This is a genomic window from Paenibacillus sp. FSL H7-0357 (genome assembly GCF_000758525.1).
Classification (GTDB): Bacteria; Bacillota; Bacilli; order Paenibacillales; family Paenibacillaceae; genus Paenibacillus_AQ.
In genome coordinates this window covers 5204462-5220773 of the sequence record NZ_CP009241.1, presented here as the reverse complement: position 1 = coordinate 5220773, position 16312 = coordinate 5204462, and the positions used below count along the sequence as shown (strand labels likewise).

The 16312-nt window shown below is 49.2% G+C and carries 17 protein-coding genes and 1 other annotated feature; of the genes, 14 read left to right on the top strand and 3 right to left on the bottom strand.

Going from position 1 to position 16312, the window contains the following annotated elements:
• Nucleotides 1-221: 221 nt before the first annotated feature.
• On the top strand, nucleotides 222-1067 hold the full coding sequence (locus H70357_RS22960) for an SDR family NAD(P)-dependent oxidoreductase (protein ID WP_038594564.1): 846 nt from the start codon (nucleotides 222-224) through the stop codon (nucleotides 1065-1067).
• Between the two features lie 99 nt (nucleotides 1068-1166).
• Here H70357_RS22960 and serA read toward each other — a convergent pair whose 3' ends face one another.
• Together serA and H70357_RS22950 are read right to left on the bottom strand one after the other, a co-directional pair.
• The gene (serA, locus tag H70357_RS22955) at nucleotides 1167-2759 is read right to left on the bottom strand and encodes a phosphoglycerate dehydrogenase (RefSeq protein WP_038594562.1); all 1593 of its coding nucleotides are present in this window, start codon (nucleotides 2757-2759) and stop codon (nucleotides 1167-1169) included.
• Nucleotides 2760-2997: 238 nt separating this feature from the next.
• Nucleotides 2998-3224, bottom strand: a binding site (T-box leader).
• Nucleotides 3225-3338: 114 nt separating this feature from the next.
• Entirely contained in the window at nucleotides 3339-4247 is a 909-nt protein-coding gene (locus H70357_RS22950; RefSeq protein ID WP_038594560.1) for a hypothetical protein, read from the bottom strand.
• A gap of 65 nt (nucleotides 4248-4312) precedes the next feature.
• On the opposite strand from H70357_RS22950, the gene H70357_RS22945 reads away from it, so the two are divergent.
• Genes H70357_RS22945 through H70357_RS22935 form a run of 3 tightly spaced genes read left to right on the top strand, consistent with a single transcriptional unit; the run spans nucleotide 4313 to nucleotide 6113 of the window.
• Nucleotides 4313-4906: a CPBP family intramembrane glutamic endopeptidase gene (locus tag H70357_RS22945; RefSeq protein ID WP_038594558.1), complete on the top strand. Its 594-nt coding sequence runs from the start codon at nucleotides 4313-4315 to the stop codon at nucleotides 4904-4906.
• Complete coding sequence (locus tag H70357_RS22940) at nucleotides 4903-5277, top strand: hypothetical protein (RefSeq protein ID WP_038594556.1); 375 nt, start codon at nucleotides 4903-4905, stop codon at nucleotides 5275-5277. The genes H70357_RS22945 and H70357_RS22940 overlap by 4 nt, the downstream gene beginning before the upstream one ends.
• Nucleotides 5271-6113 (top strand): metallophosphoesterase, encoded by an 843-nt coding sequence (locus H70357_RS22935; RefSeq protein ID WP_052092203.1) that lies wholly within the window; start codon nucleotides 5271-5273, stop codon nucleotides 6111-6113. The genes H70357_RS22940 and H70357_RS22935 overlap by 7 nt, the downstream gene beginning before the upstream one ends.
• A gap of 147 nt (nucleotides 6114-6260) precedes the next feature.
• On the opposite strand, the gene H70357_RS22930 is transcribed toward H70357_RS22935, so the two are convergent.
• Complete coding sequence (locus H70357_RS22930) at nucleotides 6261-7226, bottom strand: polysaccharide deacetylase family protein (RefSeq protein WP_231578503.1); 966 nt, start codon at nucleotides 7224-7226, stop codon at nucleotides 6261-6263.
• 94 nt (nucleotides 7227-7320) lie between these two features.
• Between H70357_RS22930 and H70357_RS22925 the strand changes: the two genes are divergently transcribed.
• The 10 genes from H70357_RS22925 (at nucleotide 7321) to der (ending at nucleotide 16311) form a co-directional block, all read left to right on the top strand.
• Complete coding sequence (locus H70357_RS22925) at nucleotides 7321-7692, top strand: hypothetical protein (protein ID WP_038594552.1); 372 nt, start codon at nucleotides 7321-7323, stop codon at nucleotides 7690-7692.
• A 221-nt stretch (nucleotides 7693-7913) separates the two neighbouring features.
• Complete coding sequence (locus tag H70357_RS22920; RefSeq protein WP_038594550.1) at nucleotides 7914-8528, top strand: genetic competence negative regulator; 615 nt, start codon at nucleotides 7914-7916, stop codon at nucleotides 8526-8528.
• 99 nt (nucleotides 8529-8627) lie between these two features.
• Entirely contained in the window at nucleotides 8628-9323 is a 696-nt protein-coding gene (gene prsW / locus H70357_RS22915) for a glutamic-type intramembrane protease PrsW (protein WP_038594548.1), read from the top strand.
• A 77-nt stretch (nucleotides 9324-9400) separates the two neighbouring features.
• Complete coding sequence (locus H70357_RS36375) at nucleotides 9401-9547, top strand: hypothetical protein (RefSeq protein ID WP_179091702.1); 147 nt, start codon at nucleotides 9401-9403, stop codon at nucleotides 9545-9547.
• A gap of 111 nt (nucleotides 9548-9658) precedes the next feature.
• Complete coding sequence (gene ypeB / locus H70357_RS22910; RefSeq protein ID WP_038594546.1) at nucleotides 9659-11017, top strand: germination protein YpeB; 1359 nt, start codon at nucleotides 9659-9661, stop codon at nucleotides 11015-11017.
• A gap of 161 nt (nucleotides 11018-11178) precedes the next feature.
• Nucleotides 11179-11832, top strand: a complete 654-nt coding sequence (locus H70357_RS22905) for a flagellar brake protein (RefSeq protein ID WP_038594544.1) — start codon at nucleotides 11179-11181, stop codon at nucleotides 11830-11832.
• 213 nt (nucleotides 11833-12045) lie between these two features.
• A complete protein-coding gene (cmk, locus tag H70357_RS22900; RefSeq protein WP_038594542.1) occupies nucleotides 12046-12756 on the top strand; it encodes a (d)CMP kinase in 711 nt (236 codons plus the stop codon).
• Complete coding sequence (locus H70357_RS22895; RefSeq protein ID WP_038594540.1) at nucleotides 12753-13340, top strand: lysophospholipid acyltransferase family protein; 588 nt, start codon at nucleotides 12753-12755, stop codon at nucleotides 13338-13340. Before cmk ends, H70357_RS22895 begins: the two co-directional genes overlap by 4 nt.
• 168 nt (nucleotides 13341-13508) lie before the next feature.
• A complete protein-coding gene (rpsA, locus tag H70357_RS22890) occupies nucleotides 13509-14813 on the top strand; it encodes a 30S ribosomal protein S1 (protein WP_038594538.1) in 1305 nt (434 codons plus the stop codon).
• 172 nt (nucleotides 14814-14985) lie between these two features.
• Nucleotides 14986-16311: a ribosome biogenesis GTPase Der gene (der, locus tag H70357_RS22885; RefSeq protein WP_038594536.1), complete on the top strand. Its 1326-nt coding sequence runs from the start codon at nucleotides 14986-14988 to the stop codon at nucleotides 16309-16311.
• Nucleotide 16312 lies beyond the last annotated feature (1 nt).

Below are 16312 nucleotides of genomic sequence, written 5' to 3'. Positions count from 1 at the left end.
CGGAAAGCTTTCAGGCGGACGCTGTCGCTCCTGCAGTTCCAAAATCCCCCTCCGCCACTTTTCCCTACATGTAATTCTCATGTTCAATCTATATAATTTCAATCTTTTTTCATTTTATCATATATATATGTCAGTTGATGTCATATATAGAGTTTATGATGAGTATAGCAAGCAGAAGAACCAATGATACTAAGATCAACAAAGAAGAGAGGAGCGGTAGTATGACAAATCTGCAAGGGAAAGTGGCACTGGTTACCGGAGGAAGCAGGGGAGCCGGCAGGGGAATAGCTTTGGAGCTGGCAAAGGCAGGTGCGTATGTGTATATCACAGGCAGAAGCACGGGGCTTTCCCAAGAAGGAAGGCGTAAAGGGACGATAGACAGTGTTCTTGATGAAATCAAGGCGGTTGGAGGGCAGGGTGAAGCGATCCGCTGCGACCATACCCGGGATAGCGAAACGGAAGAAGTCATCCGGCGGATAGCGTCGGAGCAGGGCAGGCTGGATATCCTGGTCAACAATGTATGGGGCGGTAATGAGCTGTCCATCGAGAGCAAACCCTTCTGGGAGCTGCCTCTGGAACATTGGAGCCATATGTTCGATGCGGGAGTCAGAGCGCAGCTGATGACCAACTATTACGCGATTCCGCTAATGCGCAGCAACCGGCAGAGCGGTGGTATTATTATTCATACAACGTATTGGGACCACTACAAATACATTGACAATTTCTATTATGATCTGGCTAAAAATGCGCTGGTGCGCATGGCTTATGGATTGTCGGTAGAACTTGCGGCAGACGGTATAGCCGTGATCCCGTTGTCGCCCGGCTGGATGCGGACTGAACTGGTGCTGGAGAGCCTCAATACAGATGAAGAGCATTGGCAGGAGGTGCCTGAGCTGCAAACCAGTGAGTCCACAGCCTATATCGGGCGGGCCGTGGTTCAGCTGGCTGCAGATCCAGAGGTAATGTCCATAACGGGAATCCCGCAGCAGGTAGGCAGCCTTGCGGTACAATACGGATTCACTGATGCTGACGGGCGGGTCGTCCCGGTATTCAAAGTTCCGGAATAAACAAAAATCGCTCTTTTGAAATGGCTGCAGATGCCTCCATTTTCGAAAGAGCGATTTTTTTGCTAATACCCAGAAGCTATAGATGATACGAAATAGCTTCTATAGCAGAACGACCTCTTCGGCGGTGTTGATTTCCGGCAAGCCAGCCAGCTTCACAAGCACATGCTGCGGCACCTCTTTATCTACGGTCAGAAGCATGATAGCTGCACCACCGACAATTTTACGTCCCACCTGCATCGAAGCGATGTTGACATCGTTTTGTCCAAGCAGAGTGCCGACGAGACCGATAATCCCCGGCTTGTCGTTGTGGGAGATTACAATTTGATGGCCTTCCGGAGCGATATCAACCGGGAATTTATTGACCTGGACAATGCGTTCGCCGTAGCCCTGGAGCAATGTTCCGGCTACCAGGCGTTCTTCATCCGGTTCGGCCTTCAGCGTAACGGTGATAAGATTAGTGAAGCCCTTGGTCTTGGAAGCCTTTGTCACGACAACATTCACATCACGCGTTTTGGCCAGATGCATGGAGTTGACGATGTTGACATCGTTGCCGAAGTGGCGGGTGAACACGCCTTTTACAATATAGCGGGTCAGCGGCTGTGTATCCACATCCGAGAGATCCCCGGCATATTCAACATGAATTTCACGAATAGCGCCGTCCGTCAGCTGTGTTGCAAAGCTGCCAAGCTTCTCACCCAGTGTGAAGTAAGGCTGAAGCTTGTTCATTACGCTTGGCGCAACCGGAGGAATGTTTACAGCGTTAATGAACGGCTCGTTGCGCAGAATATGCAGCACCTGCTCCGATACATCGATGGCTACATTCTCCTGGGCTTCTACGGTCGAAGCACCCAGATGCGGAGTCACGATGATTTTTGGATGGGAGAGGAACGGGTGATCCGCTTGTGGCGGCTCTTGCTCGAATACGTCAAATGCTGCTCCAGCGACGATGCCGCTGTCGATGGCTTCAACCAATGCCATTTCGTCGATTACGCCGCCGCGGGCACAGTTGATGATGCGCATGCCTTTTTTCATCACTTCGAACTGCGGGCGGGAAATCATATGGCGGGTTTCAGGTGTCAACGGTGTGTGCACGGTCATGAAATCAGCGCCACGGACAATGTCATCAACGGAGGCCAGCTTCACTTCGAGCTTCTCCGCGCGGTCCGGAGTCAGGAACGGGTCATAAGCGAGAATGTTCATGCCGAAGGCTTTGGCCCGTTTGGCCACCTCGCTGCCGATCCGTCCCATGCCGAGAACACCCAGTGTTTTGCCGCGTAGTTCTACGCCGAGGAATGTCTTTCTATCCCATACGCCGGAAATCGTTTTGGCATAGGCTTGGGGAATGTGCCGGGCGAGTGCCATCATCATGGCAAAAGCATGCTCACAGGTCGTAATCGTATTTCCGTCCGGCGCATTGATGACCACAACGCCATGCTGTGTTGCCGCCTCCAGTTTAATATTGTCGACACCGACGCCGGCGCGTCCAATGACCTTCAGGTTTGTGCCCGCGGCAATAATTTTCTCGGTAACAGTGGTTTGGCTGCGTACGAGCAGGCCGTCATATTCGGCGATGATTGCAATAAGCTCTTCTTCACTAAGTCCAGTCTTCTTGTCTACAGTCACGTCGTTTGCGTCCATCAATTGCTGAATGCCCAAATCACTGATTGGATCCGATACTAATACTTTAAACATGGTTTCTTGTCCCCCTTAAAGTGATAAAGCTTAATATGCCAAGGATGCCCTGATAAGGCAATCCACAGTACCTGAAGCATCAAAACGGGTAAAAAGCATGTCGGAATAACGGAGTAACGCGCTGTCGCATAAAAGAAAGAGAGTGTAGGAGGTCGGTCTCCTGCCAAATTTGGGCCTTTTAGGCCAAAAGACGGATTCCGGGTAACAAAAAAACTCCCAACCCCATACTACTGCCGTAGTAAGGGACGAGAGTTGTCGTGGTACCACCCTAATTCACTGCAACGTTGAAGAAGCAGCCTCATTGGCCTGCAAAGGCCACACTGGTAACGGAGATGATCCGATTGCATCTACTTATAGTTCGATACAATATCTCAGGAGCGCTAAAGATATCTGTATGCCACCGGTTTGCACCACCCACCGGCTCTCTGAAGGCTTCCAGCATCCTTGTTCCATCATCGGTTTTGCTTGATTAATTTTTTCATAATGTAACATGGTGGCACCAAAAGTGTCAATAGGCTTATTACAACCTGCCTGCCTTGAAGTAGGCTTCATTTTTCGTTATGATGCAATATACTAGTCTTATTCATAGAAAAACGGAAGCTGCGGCATCGTTTCTTTGCCATAATATTGTTCACGCCACTTCATGAAGTCCTGCTCCTGTATAGCTCCGGTAGAAATAAGCAGTGTAACAGAGGATTGTACATCCTGCAGCTTCAGGGAGCTGGCCATGCCGGAGTAGATCATGTCGTCTATTTTGGCCGTGATATCCTGCGGATCATAACCGGCGTAAATTCCCCGGTTCAGCATCATTTCGGCGATGGAAGCATTTTTAAGCAGGAGCGGCATCTTCTTCCATTGGATGAAGGACAGCGTCTTCAGTTCACTGGGTACCGCCGGGATTTTGCTGTTGGTCTTGGAACCCCACTTCAGCATGGAATCATAGAAATCCTTCTGGGCAAGCAGCCCGAATTGCATGGCACTGGCCGTGAAGTTATCGTTCTTCAGCGCTTTGGCTGTTTCTGTGCCTGATGATCCAGCAGACACCTTGTTGGAAGCCTGGGAGAAGAGCGTCAGGCTCTTAAGTATGTTAAGCTGGGATTGATACAGGAGTGGCGAGCCGCTGAAGATGGAATCCTGGTTAACCTTCTCATATTGCTTGTCCGCCAGAATACTGAGATTTTTCAGTGTGGCCGCGTTCTCACGGGCATCCGTGCTGCGTGACAAACTGTCTACCTCTTTGTTCCAATTCCGCTTGAATTCACGATACGGCAAAAATACGTTATGATAGAAGGTAACAAGATCCTGCTGCTGGTAAGAGCCGGAGAATTCCTCCGATGCGCCGTCAGCTTCAATCAGGTGGGAATATTTAGCTTCTGTCTTGTCTGCACCTACTTTCACTCCCGTAAAGAAAGCGGCGAAAGCGCATATCAGGAAAAATACAAAACCTAGTGTGTATAACATTTGAGTGCGGGAGGTACGACTGTTCATAATTAGTGCTCCTTCTTCTATGGAAATTATCTTATGTAAAAACAATATAGAACAGGCAGGTTACAATGAAAAAATTCAAATTAGGTGACATAAAGATTAAAAAAGCCGATCCTCAAGCGTTAACCGACAAGCTGCTGCTGATCAATCTCTACATTACACAGGGCCTTACCTTATTTATCGGTTTGATATGGATATTATTGCAGAAAAGAAATCCGTTTGACATATTAAATTTTCCTAACAGTGTAAATTTTGTGTACTGGGGCCTTGGTTTGGCAGGAATTATGCTGATTGTGGATTTTATTCTGACTTATATTGTACCAGAAGAAAGCATGGATGACGGAGGAATTAACCAGTTGTTGTTCGGCAACCGCCCTTTGTGGCATATTGTAGTCATTGCAGCGGTTGTTTCAGTTTGCGAGGAACTCCTGTTCCGCGGTGCCATTCAGCATGGACTGGGTCCCTACTGGACGAGCATTCTTTTCGCAGTTATTCATGTACGTTATCTGCGGCACTGGATTCCGACCGGGTGGGTATTCCTCAGCAGCTACGGTCTTGGTTATATATACATCCATTCCGGAACGATTTGGGCACCGATTTTATGTCATTTCTTCATCGACCTGTTCTCAGGTCTGGTGATTCGCTACAGGAGGGTATCATGAGTGACGACTTAAGCCGGGTGAAGTCCCGCCAGAAAAAATATAAAGGCGAAGGCCAGGCTCCGGTCAAAGGTAAAAATAGAAAGCAAGCTGCCGTATCTCCCCCCAAAGAGACGGAAGCGCCTGTTCTTGTGTCCGGTACGCTGTCAAGGAAGGCCCGGCATTCCAGCACCGCAGCTAAAACCTCCGTAAAGCATGATAGAGCAGAGCAGGAGGGGGAAGATACGCCTTCCCGTGCGCAGACCTACCCTTCCGAACGTATCCGCCTGAGTAAAATCTTCGTCAACTCGTTGATCGTAATGTTTGTCATGCTGCTGGCTTCGCTCTTTTGGTGGGGGTTTGAAGGAGCTCCTGAATTGAGGACTCTATGGTAACCGGCTGGGTTATAATTATTATGGTGGCCCTGCTCCTGTTGCTGGGTATAGTAGCTGCAATTATGGTAGTTTCGGCATTTAAAAAGAACATTATTGCCGAGGAAATATCTCTCGGTTCACTTCCAGCGGAATTTGACGGTTACCGGATTCTGTTTATCACGGATATTCATCGCCGCCGGCTTCCCAAAAAGCTGCTCGATCCCTTACATGGAAAAGTAGATGCTGTTTTTCTGGGAGGTGACCTGACGGAGAAGGGGAGTCCCATAAACCGTCTCGTTGATAATATGGCGCTTGTGGCTTCACTTGCACCTGTGTATGCCGTTCACGGTAACCATGATTACCGGGCAAATATTTCGCTGGTGGACAATATTATCCGCGGCAGCGGGGCCAGCCTGCTGATCGATGAGAATATAACACTTGAACGGGGAAATGAATGTCTGCTGCTGACCGGTGTGGATTTCCCGAAGAAAGGCGGCAAAAAAGCGTATGCTCCTCTGGCTCCGGTCCCTGAGTCACTCTCCTCATGCTGCCGGATTATCCTAGTTCATGATCCGCTTTGGGTGTCCCAGCAGCCCGGCTTGCCCGCAGATCTTATTCTTGCCGGCCATACGCATGGTGGACAGGTGGTTCTGCCATTGATCAGGCAGAGGCATACAGATCCGTTCTACCAGCAATATAATGCCGGAATGTACCGGCTTGAGCGGAAGGACAGCTCGGGAGCATTCGTCCAAATGCTAATCAGCCGCGGCTTCGGCACCGCTCATCTGCCGCTGCGCTGGGGCAGTCCGGCAGAAATGCATGTACTGACCCTGCGCAAAGGGCAGGGAACCGCTTGAGCAATCAGGTTAAGAGAGCCGGATTAGCGGCTGCTGGCCTGCAATGGATCGGGTTATGTATGCAGATAAACAAGAGGTATCCTCCGCAACATGCGCTGGATACCTCTTGTTTATTGTCTTCTATATAGAACAGGGACGCAGCAATACTCAGCGCATCTTCAGCTCAATGCTGCGCGGATCTACGAAGCTGTAACCCTTGGCTTCCAGCTTCGTAAGCAGCGTATCCAATGCTTCCACGGTCCAGGGAAGCTCATGCATCAGGATGTTGCTTCCGGAATGAAGCTGGTCGGTAACATTTGTAATCAGCTTCTCCGTTTTATTGGCATCCTTTTCTTTCATTTCCCAGTCAAGTGATCCTACGGACCAGGTCATATAAAGCAGTCCGTTCTCTGCCGCCACCTTCTTGCCGACATCGCCGCCTGCTCCATGCGGGGGACGGAAGAAATTCGGGGTTTCGCCTACAACTTCCTTGACAATCTTCTGCACATCCTCGATCTGTTTCTTCACTTCGGTATAGGATTCGTCCTTCAGCTTGATATGATCCCAGCTGTGATTACCGATAATTCCGCCCCGGCTATGGATAAGCTCAAGCAGCTCGGGATGTTCTTTGACGCGGTAGCCGTTCACGAAGAAGATCGCTTTAGCTTTGTGTTTGTCCAAGGTATCCATCAGCGGATTGATCATTTCGGCTTCCTTCGGGCCATCATCGAAGGTCAGCAGGATGACTTTCTTGTTGGTGCCTTCTTCATTCGGAACAATGTCGTAATTTTTGTTCATATGGTACAGGAGCGGGATTTCTGCTGGATTTGTCTCTCCGCTTGGCTGAGCGGTACCTGCATCGCCGGAAGTCGTGGCCTGCCCATCCGTGGCTGTGCTTCCGCCCGCAGTCCCTCCGGTGTTTGAAGAGCCGGCTGGTGTCGCCTGAGGTGGGGCACTTGCCTCCGCAGCATCATTCCCCTGAGCGGCTAGAGCCGTAGCTGATGACGATGCTGTTTCAGTTGCCGCCGCTGTCGGCTGAGCATTGTTGTTCACTGTCTTGCCGCTGTTATCGCCGTTGCTGCAGGATGCCAGCAAAATGGCGGTCAGCAGCAGTGCTGATGTCGCTTTAACCACTTTTTTCATCTCGCTTTCTTGTAACTTTGCTGTATGAGTCGGAATCTTTCCGCGAACACTAAGCATGATTTTACCATACAAGGAGGTTAGAGATATGAATACTTCGTCATTTTTATGCGGAGTGGTGATGGGTGCAGCCGCTAGTATGATTATGTCCAAAAAACGCAGCGCCATGATGTCCTCCCTCGGATCAAGCGGTTCGATGCAAGGAGCCGGTGAAAAAGCGAAGGACAAAATTCTGGGCATGGCCATGACCGGATTCGGAAACACCGCCGCCGGCGGCAGCTCCCAGGACAAGGGCTCGCATGAGCTGAAGAGCAGTGCCGATCACAAGGGGGAGTCCACGGTTAAATCCAAGGAAGCCAACCTCAATATGCTGAAGGATTTCATCCGCAGCAACCCTGATGTAAAGCATGAAGTAGAGCAGATTCTCAAAGAAACACATACAGCGATACCGGGTTTGTAACCGCAAAGCAAAGCGCTAGAATCATTTTGGGGAGGATTCCATCCGCAAAATGATTCTTTTTTTATCAATAATCCGGCACAATTGGGTGATTAAATATATTTATTTACGTGCATTTATGGCAGCAAAATGATAACATACATACATAGTAACCATTTTTGGCTCATTACTCGGGACTCATCATACATTAATATCAAATGAGCTTGCAAAAGGAGGATCCTGTCATGAGAATAGAGCGATTAAGTCAAGATAAGATACGGATTTTCCTCACTTTTGACGACCTGAGCGAGCGGGGCATCCAGAAGGAAGATATGTGGCAGGAAGTTCCCAAGGTGCATGACCTTTTTACGGAAATGATGGATCAAGCGTATAGTGAACTTGGTTTTGACGCTACCGGTCCGCTTGCCGTAGAAGTGTTCGCAATGCCCGCGCAAGGTATGGTCGTTATTGTGACCCGGGGGAAATATGATCACCATCAGTACGGTGCGCCCGGAGAAGAAGAATTGCCTGAAGAGATCTATGAAATGGAAGTTACTCTTGAACAAAGCGACTCCATTGTGTATGCATTCCGCGATTTTGAGGTTCTGGTTGAAGCGGCACATGTACTCATCGGCAATATTACTTCCCAGGGGAAACTGTATTCTTATAACAATAAATGGTATCTTTACTTCGATCCGAAGGAATTTGAGGAGCCGGCATTGTCTGGACTTGTTGCCGTATTGGCAGAGTTCGGCGATTCTTCGCCGGTTACCGAGGCCGTACTGGATGAATACGGAAAGACGGTTATGGCCGAAAATGCGATCCAATTGTTGTGCACTCACTTTAAGCGCCAGGAATAACAATTGAGGAACGGCAGGACAGCGGGTGCTTTCTGCCTTCCTTCGACCATTGGAAGATAATGCAGTAGAAATGGGTCTAGTTTCAGGGGAGGTTATTCGGTGCTTTGGTTATCGGTCATTTCGTCGGCAGTGGCACCGGGACTTGCCCTGCTGACTTTTTTCTATCTGAAAGACAAGTACGATCAGGAACCGCTGCATATGGTGGTCAAGGTGTTTTTGCTTGGACTGCTGATTGTTTTTCCGGTAATGATCATTCAGAGAGGTCTTACGCTTGGGCTGGACAGTGGACCTTATGTCGATTCTTTTCTGATTTCCTCCGGGGTGGAGGAAGGGTTGAAGTGGTTTGTGCTGTACCATATGATTTACAACCATACCGAATTTGACGAGCCATATGATGGAATACTATACGCCGTGGCGATTTCGCTCGGTTTTGCAACAATAGAAAATGTAATGTACGCCTGGTACAGTCAAGCTTCAATAGGTTCAATGATTATGCGGGCGCTGCTTCCGGTGTCGGGACATGCAATGTTCGGGGTCATTATGGGCTACCACATGGGCAGGGCCAAGTTCTCGAAACCGGGCAAAGGCAGAGGAATATTGCTAGTCTCTCTGCTGCTGCCATGGCTGTGGCACGGAATCTATGATTTTATCCTCAGCACGTCGCCCAATTACTGGATTTGGTATATCGTACCTTTGATGGCCGTATTGTGGTACGGAGGGATGGGCAAGGTGGCGCGGGCCAACAACCGTTCGCCGTTTCGTTTTCTGAAGCGGGAGGAAGAGGTTAACCTGTAATAGAGATGGACACACTTAAACTTGAAGGGTAGTTCCCGTAAGCAAGGAATTCCAGAGAGGAGCGAGGTGTCTTTTTTTTGCGCGTAAAAGTTCGGATTGTCTGTAAGCAGTGCGGCGAGAGCTACATATTAAGAGGAAACAAGGAAGAGGGAGTCATCCAGACCGGCTTCAAGCAATGTCTGTGCAACAGCAGCAGCGGATTTCAGATCGAGGAATGTGGCTGAAATGCTGCTTGGAAGTATTCTCTTGATATTATCGGCCTGCCGGGTGCATAAGACTTCTCAGTTATTGTCAAACTAACGGCAATAAGCTACCGAAAGGAGTCTTGCAGCCCTATGTACAAAAGATTAAGTGCCATAATGTTCCCGCTTACCGCGCTTTTGCTGATTGGCGCACTGGTGTGGGGGTATCAGGAGAACCAGGAGAAAAATTCGATTCTGATTAAAGCAGAGAACCAGTATCAACGGGCTTTTCACGATCTCTCCTATCATGTGGAGCGGCTTCATGGAGAGCTGGGAAATACACTTGCCGTCAATTCGGCCTCTAACGGTGTTCACCGCAAAGGACTTGTCAATGTATGGCGGCTTACCAGCGAGGCGCAGAATGAGATCAACCAACTGCCGCTTACGCTGCTGCCGTTTAGCCAAACAGAGGAGTTCCTCTCCAAGATCTCCAATTTCTCTTACAAAGCTGCTGTCCGCGATTTCACCAAGAAGCCGCTGACCGAAGCTGAGATGGGGAATTTAAAGGCGCTCTATAAGAATTCGGGTGAAATCTCCAAGGATCTGCAGGAGGTACAGAACAAGGTCATCAGCAATAAGCTGCGTTGGATGGATGTCGAGTCAGCTCTTGCTACAGAAGAAAAGGCGGAAGACAATACAATTATTGATGGCTTCAAGACGGTAGACAAGCGTGTGGCGGCCTACCCTGAGCTGGACTGGGGACCCTCTGTTGCCAGCATTTATGACAAGCGTTCCGTTAAGAAGCTGGGCGGTAAACCTGTCACGGCAGAGGATATCAAAGCCAAGGCTGTAAAGTTTGCCGATACTGGTGCTAATACCAAGGTGGATGTTAGGGAGAATGGCAAGGGAACCGAATGGGCTTCCTATACAGCCACTGTAACACCTCCGAATCACAAAGCTCCCATCAGTATGGACTTCACGGTGGAGGGCGGACTGCTGATTTCGTACAATGACAATCGCGAGGTCGGACCAGCCAAGGTATCCATGAAGCAGGCTGTCGTCAAAGCCGGGGAGTTTCTGAAGCAGAAGGGCTATGCCGGCATGACGGCAGTCAGTGCTGACAGATACAATAATTTGGGGAATTTAACTTTTGTAAGCAGCAAAGACGGTGTATTGATTTATCCTGAGAAATTGACGCTGCGCGTCGGGCTGGATACCGGAGAAACCGTGGGCTTTCAAGCCAGCGATTATGTCCGTGAGCATCAGGAGAAACGTGAAATTCCAAAACCTGAGCTGTCCCTCGCCAAGGCCAGAGAGAAGCTGAATCCGGAATTCAAGGAACTGTACAACCGGATGGCCTGGATCGAGAATGAGGATGCTGTTGAACTGCTGACCTATGAATTTGGCGGCAAAATCAATGGTTCACAGTATCGGATTTACCTCAATGCGGCGGATGGAAATGAAGAAGCGGTCGAAGAGATTCGCACCTCTTCGGGGGCTCAGGATAAATAAATGAAGCCTGTCTACACGGGATAGGGGAGGGAGGGGCGGTTCCTTTAGGGGATGCCGCCTCTTTTTTTCTTTCTGCTGTGCAATAATATTTCTAACCGGAGGGCAAACGGCCATGCTATAATTATGAAGAATTTATTACTAACTCTGTGGCGGTGACATGATTGTATCCCAAAATTAACGAATATCTATACATACAGATTGCTTCCAGTGATGCGGCTGAAGCAGAACTAGAATATAGATCCAGAATTGCAGATATGGAAGATGAGGCCTTGCTGATTGAAATTCCAATGCAGGCCAGCAACGGGCGGCTGAAAAAGCTGTTTATAGGGGACGAGCTCTCTGTATATTTTCTTACCGAAGGCGGAATCAAAAATTACTTCAACACGCATGTACTCGGCTTTAAAGAGGATGTTATCCGGATGGTCCGGGTGCGCAAACCGGAAACGGATGCCATCTTCAAAATACAGCGCCGCAGCTTCTTCCGTGTAAATGCCGAGCTTGAACTGGCGGTGAAGGATTCGCTGGGCAGCCGTTTTCTGGTACGGACCGATGATATCGGAGGAGGAGGAGCTTCTTTTCTCAGTGATCCCAAAGTAAAGGTGGAGGTGGGAGACAAACTGTTCTGTTGGCTGCTGGTCCCTTACCGAAACGGCAGCACCGAGCATGTGAACTTTGAAGGTGAGGTTGTGCGGATAAAGCAGCTGGAAAGCGGGCGTAATCTAGTCATGTTAAAGTTTGCCGCCATCACGGATTCCGAGCGTCAAAAAATAATCCGCTACTGCTTCGAACGCCAGTTTGATTTCCGCGACCGTTAATGTTAGGTCGCCTGAACGCCCGGAAAGGGCATCAAAATAGCCTTTTTTATGCTGAATTAATGCTATGCCATTTTGCACTGAGGTATAAACTGTGGTATAATTTTATAAGTCGCAGGCAATGCCTGCTTTTTTCTTGATAAGATCATCAAGTTCCTAGAGATACGTCGGTGGACGTATTTCTTAATGAAAGCGTGTTTGAGGAGGAATGCCCCGTTGGTTAGGCAGGGGACACATACTTACGACAGAATCAACGTCGCCATCGACGGACCTGCCGGGGCAGGCAAGAGCACTGTAGCCCGATTGGTAGCACAGAAGTTGTCTTACATTTATGTTGATACGGGTGCAATGTACCGGGCCATTACCTGGGATATGCTCCGCAGAGGCATTCCGCCGGAAGATCATGAATCGGTGGATCAAAGTGTCCGCGATATGGTGATTGAGCTTATTCCGGAGCAGGACATCCAGAAGGTGCTGATCAATGGGGAGGACGTAACCCCGCATATCCGCAGTCTCCAGGTTAGCGGCCAGGTGTCGCAGTATTCGAAGATCGAGGGCGTTAGATCCAGACTCAGTCATTTGCAGCGTCAGATGGCGCTTCGCAAGGGGGTCGTGATGGATGGCCGCGATATCGGTACGACCGTGCTGCCGGATGCCGAAGTGAAGATTTTCATGACGGCAAGTGTGGAGGAACGGGCTCTCCGCCGTTACAAAGAGCTGAAGGAAACGGAAACAATAACTCTCCAGCAGCTTGAACACGATATTGCAGCCCGTGACCGTCTTGATGAAGGACGGGAGATTTCACCGCTGCGCCGTGCAGAAGATGCCATTCTTCTTGACACGACCTTTATGGATATCAGGCAAGCCGTGGAAGCCATTGTCTCCCACTGCAGATCTCATGTTGACGGGGAGAGAAATCATTCATGATTTATGCCATTTGCTGTGGGTTGCTTCGCTTGATTTATGCCATCCTGTTCCCGCTGAAGATTGTCGGGAAAGAGAATGTGCCGAAGGAGGGCGGGGTGCTGCTCTGCGCCAATCACATCAGCCTGCTTGATCCAATGACGATCGGCATTAAGCTGAACCGCCAGGTAAAGTATATGGCCAAAGCAGAGCTGTTCAAGGTTCCTGTGCTAGGCTGGCTCATTAATAAGTTGGGCGCTTTTCCGGTGAAACGTGGCGGCGTAAGCAAAGAATCCATCAAAACGGCCCTTAATACGCTTCGCAGCGGACATGTTATGGGCATCTTTCCGGAAGGGACGCGAAACTCTGATTCCGGTGTGGCTAAGAAGGGCGCAGCGAGTTTTGCGCTTCGCAGCGGTGCAGCAGTTGTTCCGGCCGCTATCGTTGGATCTTACAAGCCCTTTCGCCGGATGACTGTCATTTATGGGGCTCCCATTGACCTCAGTTCGTTTGATGGAAAGGGAAGCGAGTCTCTTGAAGAAGTCACTGATGTAATTATGGGACGGATTCATGAGATGGCCAAGACCGGCAGGCCCAGTGCAAGATAAACGTTGAATCACGCCGCTTTTTGCAGATGCTGAGGAATAACGGCATAACCGCTATTTTTTGGAACATACTAACTTAAAAATGTAAGTGATATTTAGGTAATGCTTGTTTTGAACTCTGCTCTACGCGGGTTTAAATAAATGGGGTTTTGAATCGAGGAGGGTAATCACATGTCTGAAGAAACTAGAAATCAGGAAGCTGCGGCTAATGTTGAGAACAACGAAGCCGTGGAAGCAACAGAAACAGTGGAATCCGCTGTAGTTAACGAAGAAGAAGTGACAAGCCAAGAAGGTTTGGAAATCATTTCGTTGAAAAAAGGCGATACCGTGAAAGGAACAATCGTCAAAATCGAAGATAACCAAGCTTACGTAAGCATTGGATATAAATACGACGGCGTTATTCCTATTCGCGAATTGTCTTCCGTACAACTGGACAACGCTGCAGCAGCAGTAGAAGTTGGACAAGAAGTGGAATGCAAGGTTGTCAGCATCAACGACAACAAGGAAAGCCTGGTTCTCTCCAAACGTGCAATTGACAGCGAGAAATCATGGGAAGATCTGGAGAAATATTTTGCTTCCCAGGAAGCGTTCGATGTTACTGTGGCTGACGTTGTCAAAGGCGGCCTCGTAGCTGATGTCGGCGCGCGCGGATTTATTCCGGCTTCCATGGTTGAACGTCACTTTGTAGAAGATTTCAGCGACTACAAAGGCCGCACTCTACGCGTGAAAGTGAAAGAACTGGACCGTGAGAACAGCAAGGTTATTCTTTCCGCCAAAGAAGTGCTGGAAGAAGAATTCGAAGCCAACAAATTGAAGATTATGGCTGAGCTGTCCGAAGGACAAATCATCGAAGGTACTGTGCAACGTCTGACACAATTCGGCGCATTTGTTGATGTGGGCGGCGTTGACGGATTGGTTCACGTATCCGAAATCGCTTGGAACCATGTCGAAAAACCTTCCGATGTTGTTTCCGAAGGCGACAAGGTTCGCGTAAAAGTGCTTAAGGTTGATCCTGAAAAAGGCAAAATCAGCCTCAGCATCAAAGCTGCTGCTCCAGGTCCTTGGGATTCTGCAGCCGGTAAAATCAACATTGGCGATGTAGTTACAGGCGAAGTAAAACGCCTTGTAAACTTCGGCGCGTTTGTTGAACTGCTTCCAGGCGTGGAAGGCCTTGTGCATATCTCGCAAATCTCCCACAAGCACATCGGTACTCCGCATGAAGTGCTCAAAGAAGGACAAGAAGTACAAGTGAAAGTGCTTGACTTCAATCCATCCGAGAAACGCGTCAGCCTGAGCATCAAAGAAACCGAAGAAGCTCCGGCTCCTACAGCAAGACCGGAACGCAGCAACAGCAGAGACAGAGCTCCTAAAGAAGTGCTGAACAATCCTAACGTATCGCTTAGCAACGAAGGACTCAGCTTCACGCTTGCTGAACGCTTCGGCGACAAGCTGGACAAATTCAAGGGTAACAACTAATCCTTTAGATTGTCATACCGGGTAAAGTAATCGGCGAGCCCTCGATAAGAGGGTTCGCCGATTGTGTTTTTACAGGCATGTAAAGTCCAAAAGGGGTAAGGTACAAGCTGGTTAGCCAATTTTATTGTTTTTTGCTATGATGAGTTACGTAAGGACGACAGGAGGAATGAATATGGCAAGACCCGTTGTGGCCATCGTAGGGAGGCCTAACGTCGGAAAATCGACGATATTTAACAGGCTGATTGGCGATAGACTGGCCATTGTAGAAGATAAACCGGGGATTACACGCGACCGGATTTATGGCGTTTCAGATTGGAACGGCAAATCCTTCAGTGTAATTGATACCGGAGGGATTGAAATTGATGGTGAAGACGCGATTCTGAAATCAATCCGTGTTCAGGCGGAGCTGGCGATTGAGGAAGCGGATGTCATCGTCTTTATGTGCGAGGCGAAAAGCGGACTGACCAATTCGGATGAAGAAGTGGCACAAATTCTTTTCCGTTCCGGCAAACCGATCGTGCTTGCAATCAATAAAGTGGACAATATGAAGCGCACGGATGATATTTATGAATTTTACACCCTGGGAATCGGCGATCCTATCGGCATCTCCGGCAGCCATGGTACCGGAATCGGCGATTTGCTGGATGCGGTAACCGAGAAGCTTCCAGAGCCAACTGAAGAGGAATACGACGAAGATGTGATTCGTGTGGCCCTGATCGGCCGGCCGAATGTAGGTAAATCTTCTTTGGTCAACGCCATTTTGGGTGAAGAACGCGTAATTGTCAGCGATGTCGCAGGGACTACACGCGATGCCATTGATACTCCTTTTGAACGGGACGGGCAGCGCTATGTTCTGATCGATACTGCGGGTATGCGCAAACGCGGCAAAGTATATGAAACCACGGAAAAATACAGCGTGATGCGCGCAATGCGGGCCATTGAGCGGGCTGATGTTGTTCTGGTGGTAATCAACGGCGAAGAAGGCATTATCGATCAGGATAAGCATATTGCCGGTTATGCTCATGATGCCGGGAAAGCTTCGATCTTTGTGGTCAACAAATGGGATGCCGTCGAGAAGGATGACAAGACGATGCAGAACTTTGAGACCAAAATCCGGGATCACTTCCTGTTCATGAGCTACGCACCTGTAGTGTTCTTGTCCGCATTAACGAAACAGCGTCTGCAGAAGCTGCTGCCGGTGGTGCAGCATGTCGCCCAGCAGCATGCTCTGCGGATTACGACGCATTTGGTCAACGATGTGGTGTCCGATGCTGTGGCCATTAATCCTCCGCCAACGGATAAAGGACGGCGCCTGCGCATCAATTATGTCACTCAGGTTGCTGTCAAGCCGCCGACGATTGTGGTATTCGTCAATGACCCGTCGCTGATGCACTTCTCCTATGAACGATACCTGGAGAACAAAATCCGCGCGGCGTTCAATTTTGAAGGAACACCAATCCGTCTGTTTACACGGCGCAAATCCGAAAACGAAGGTTAGG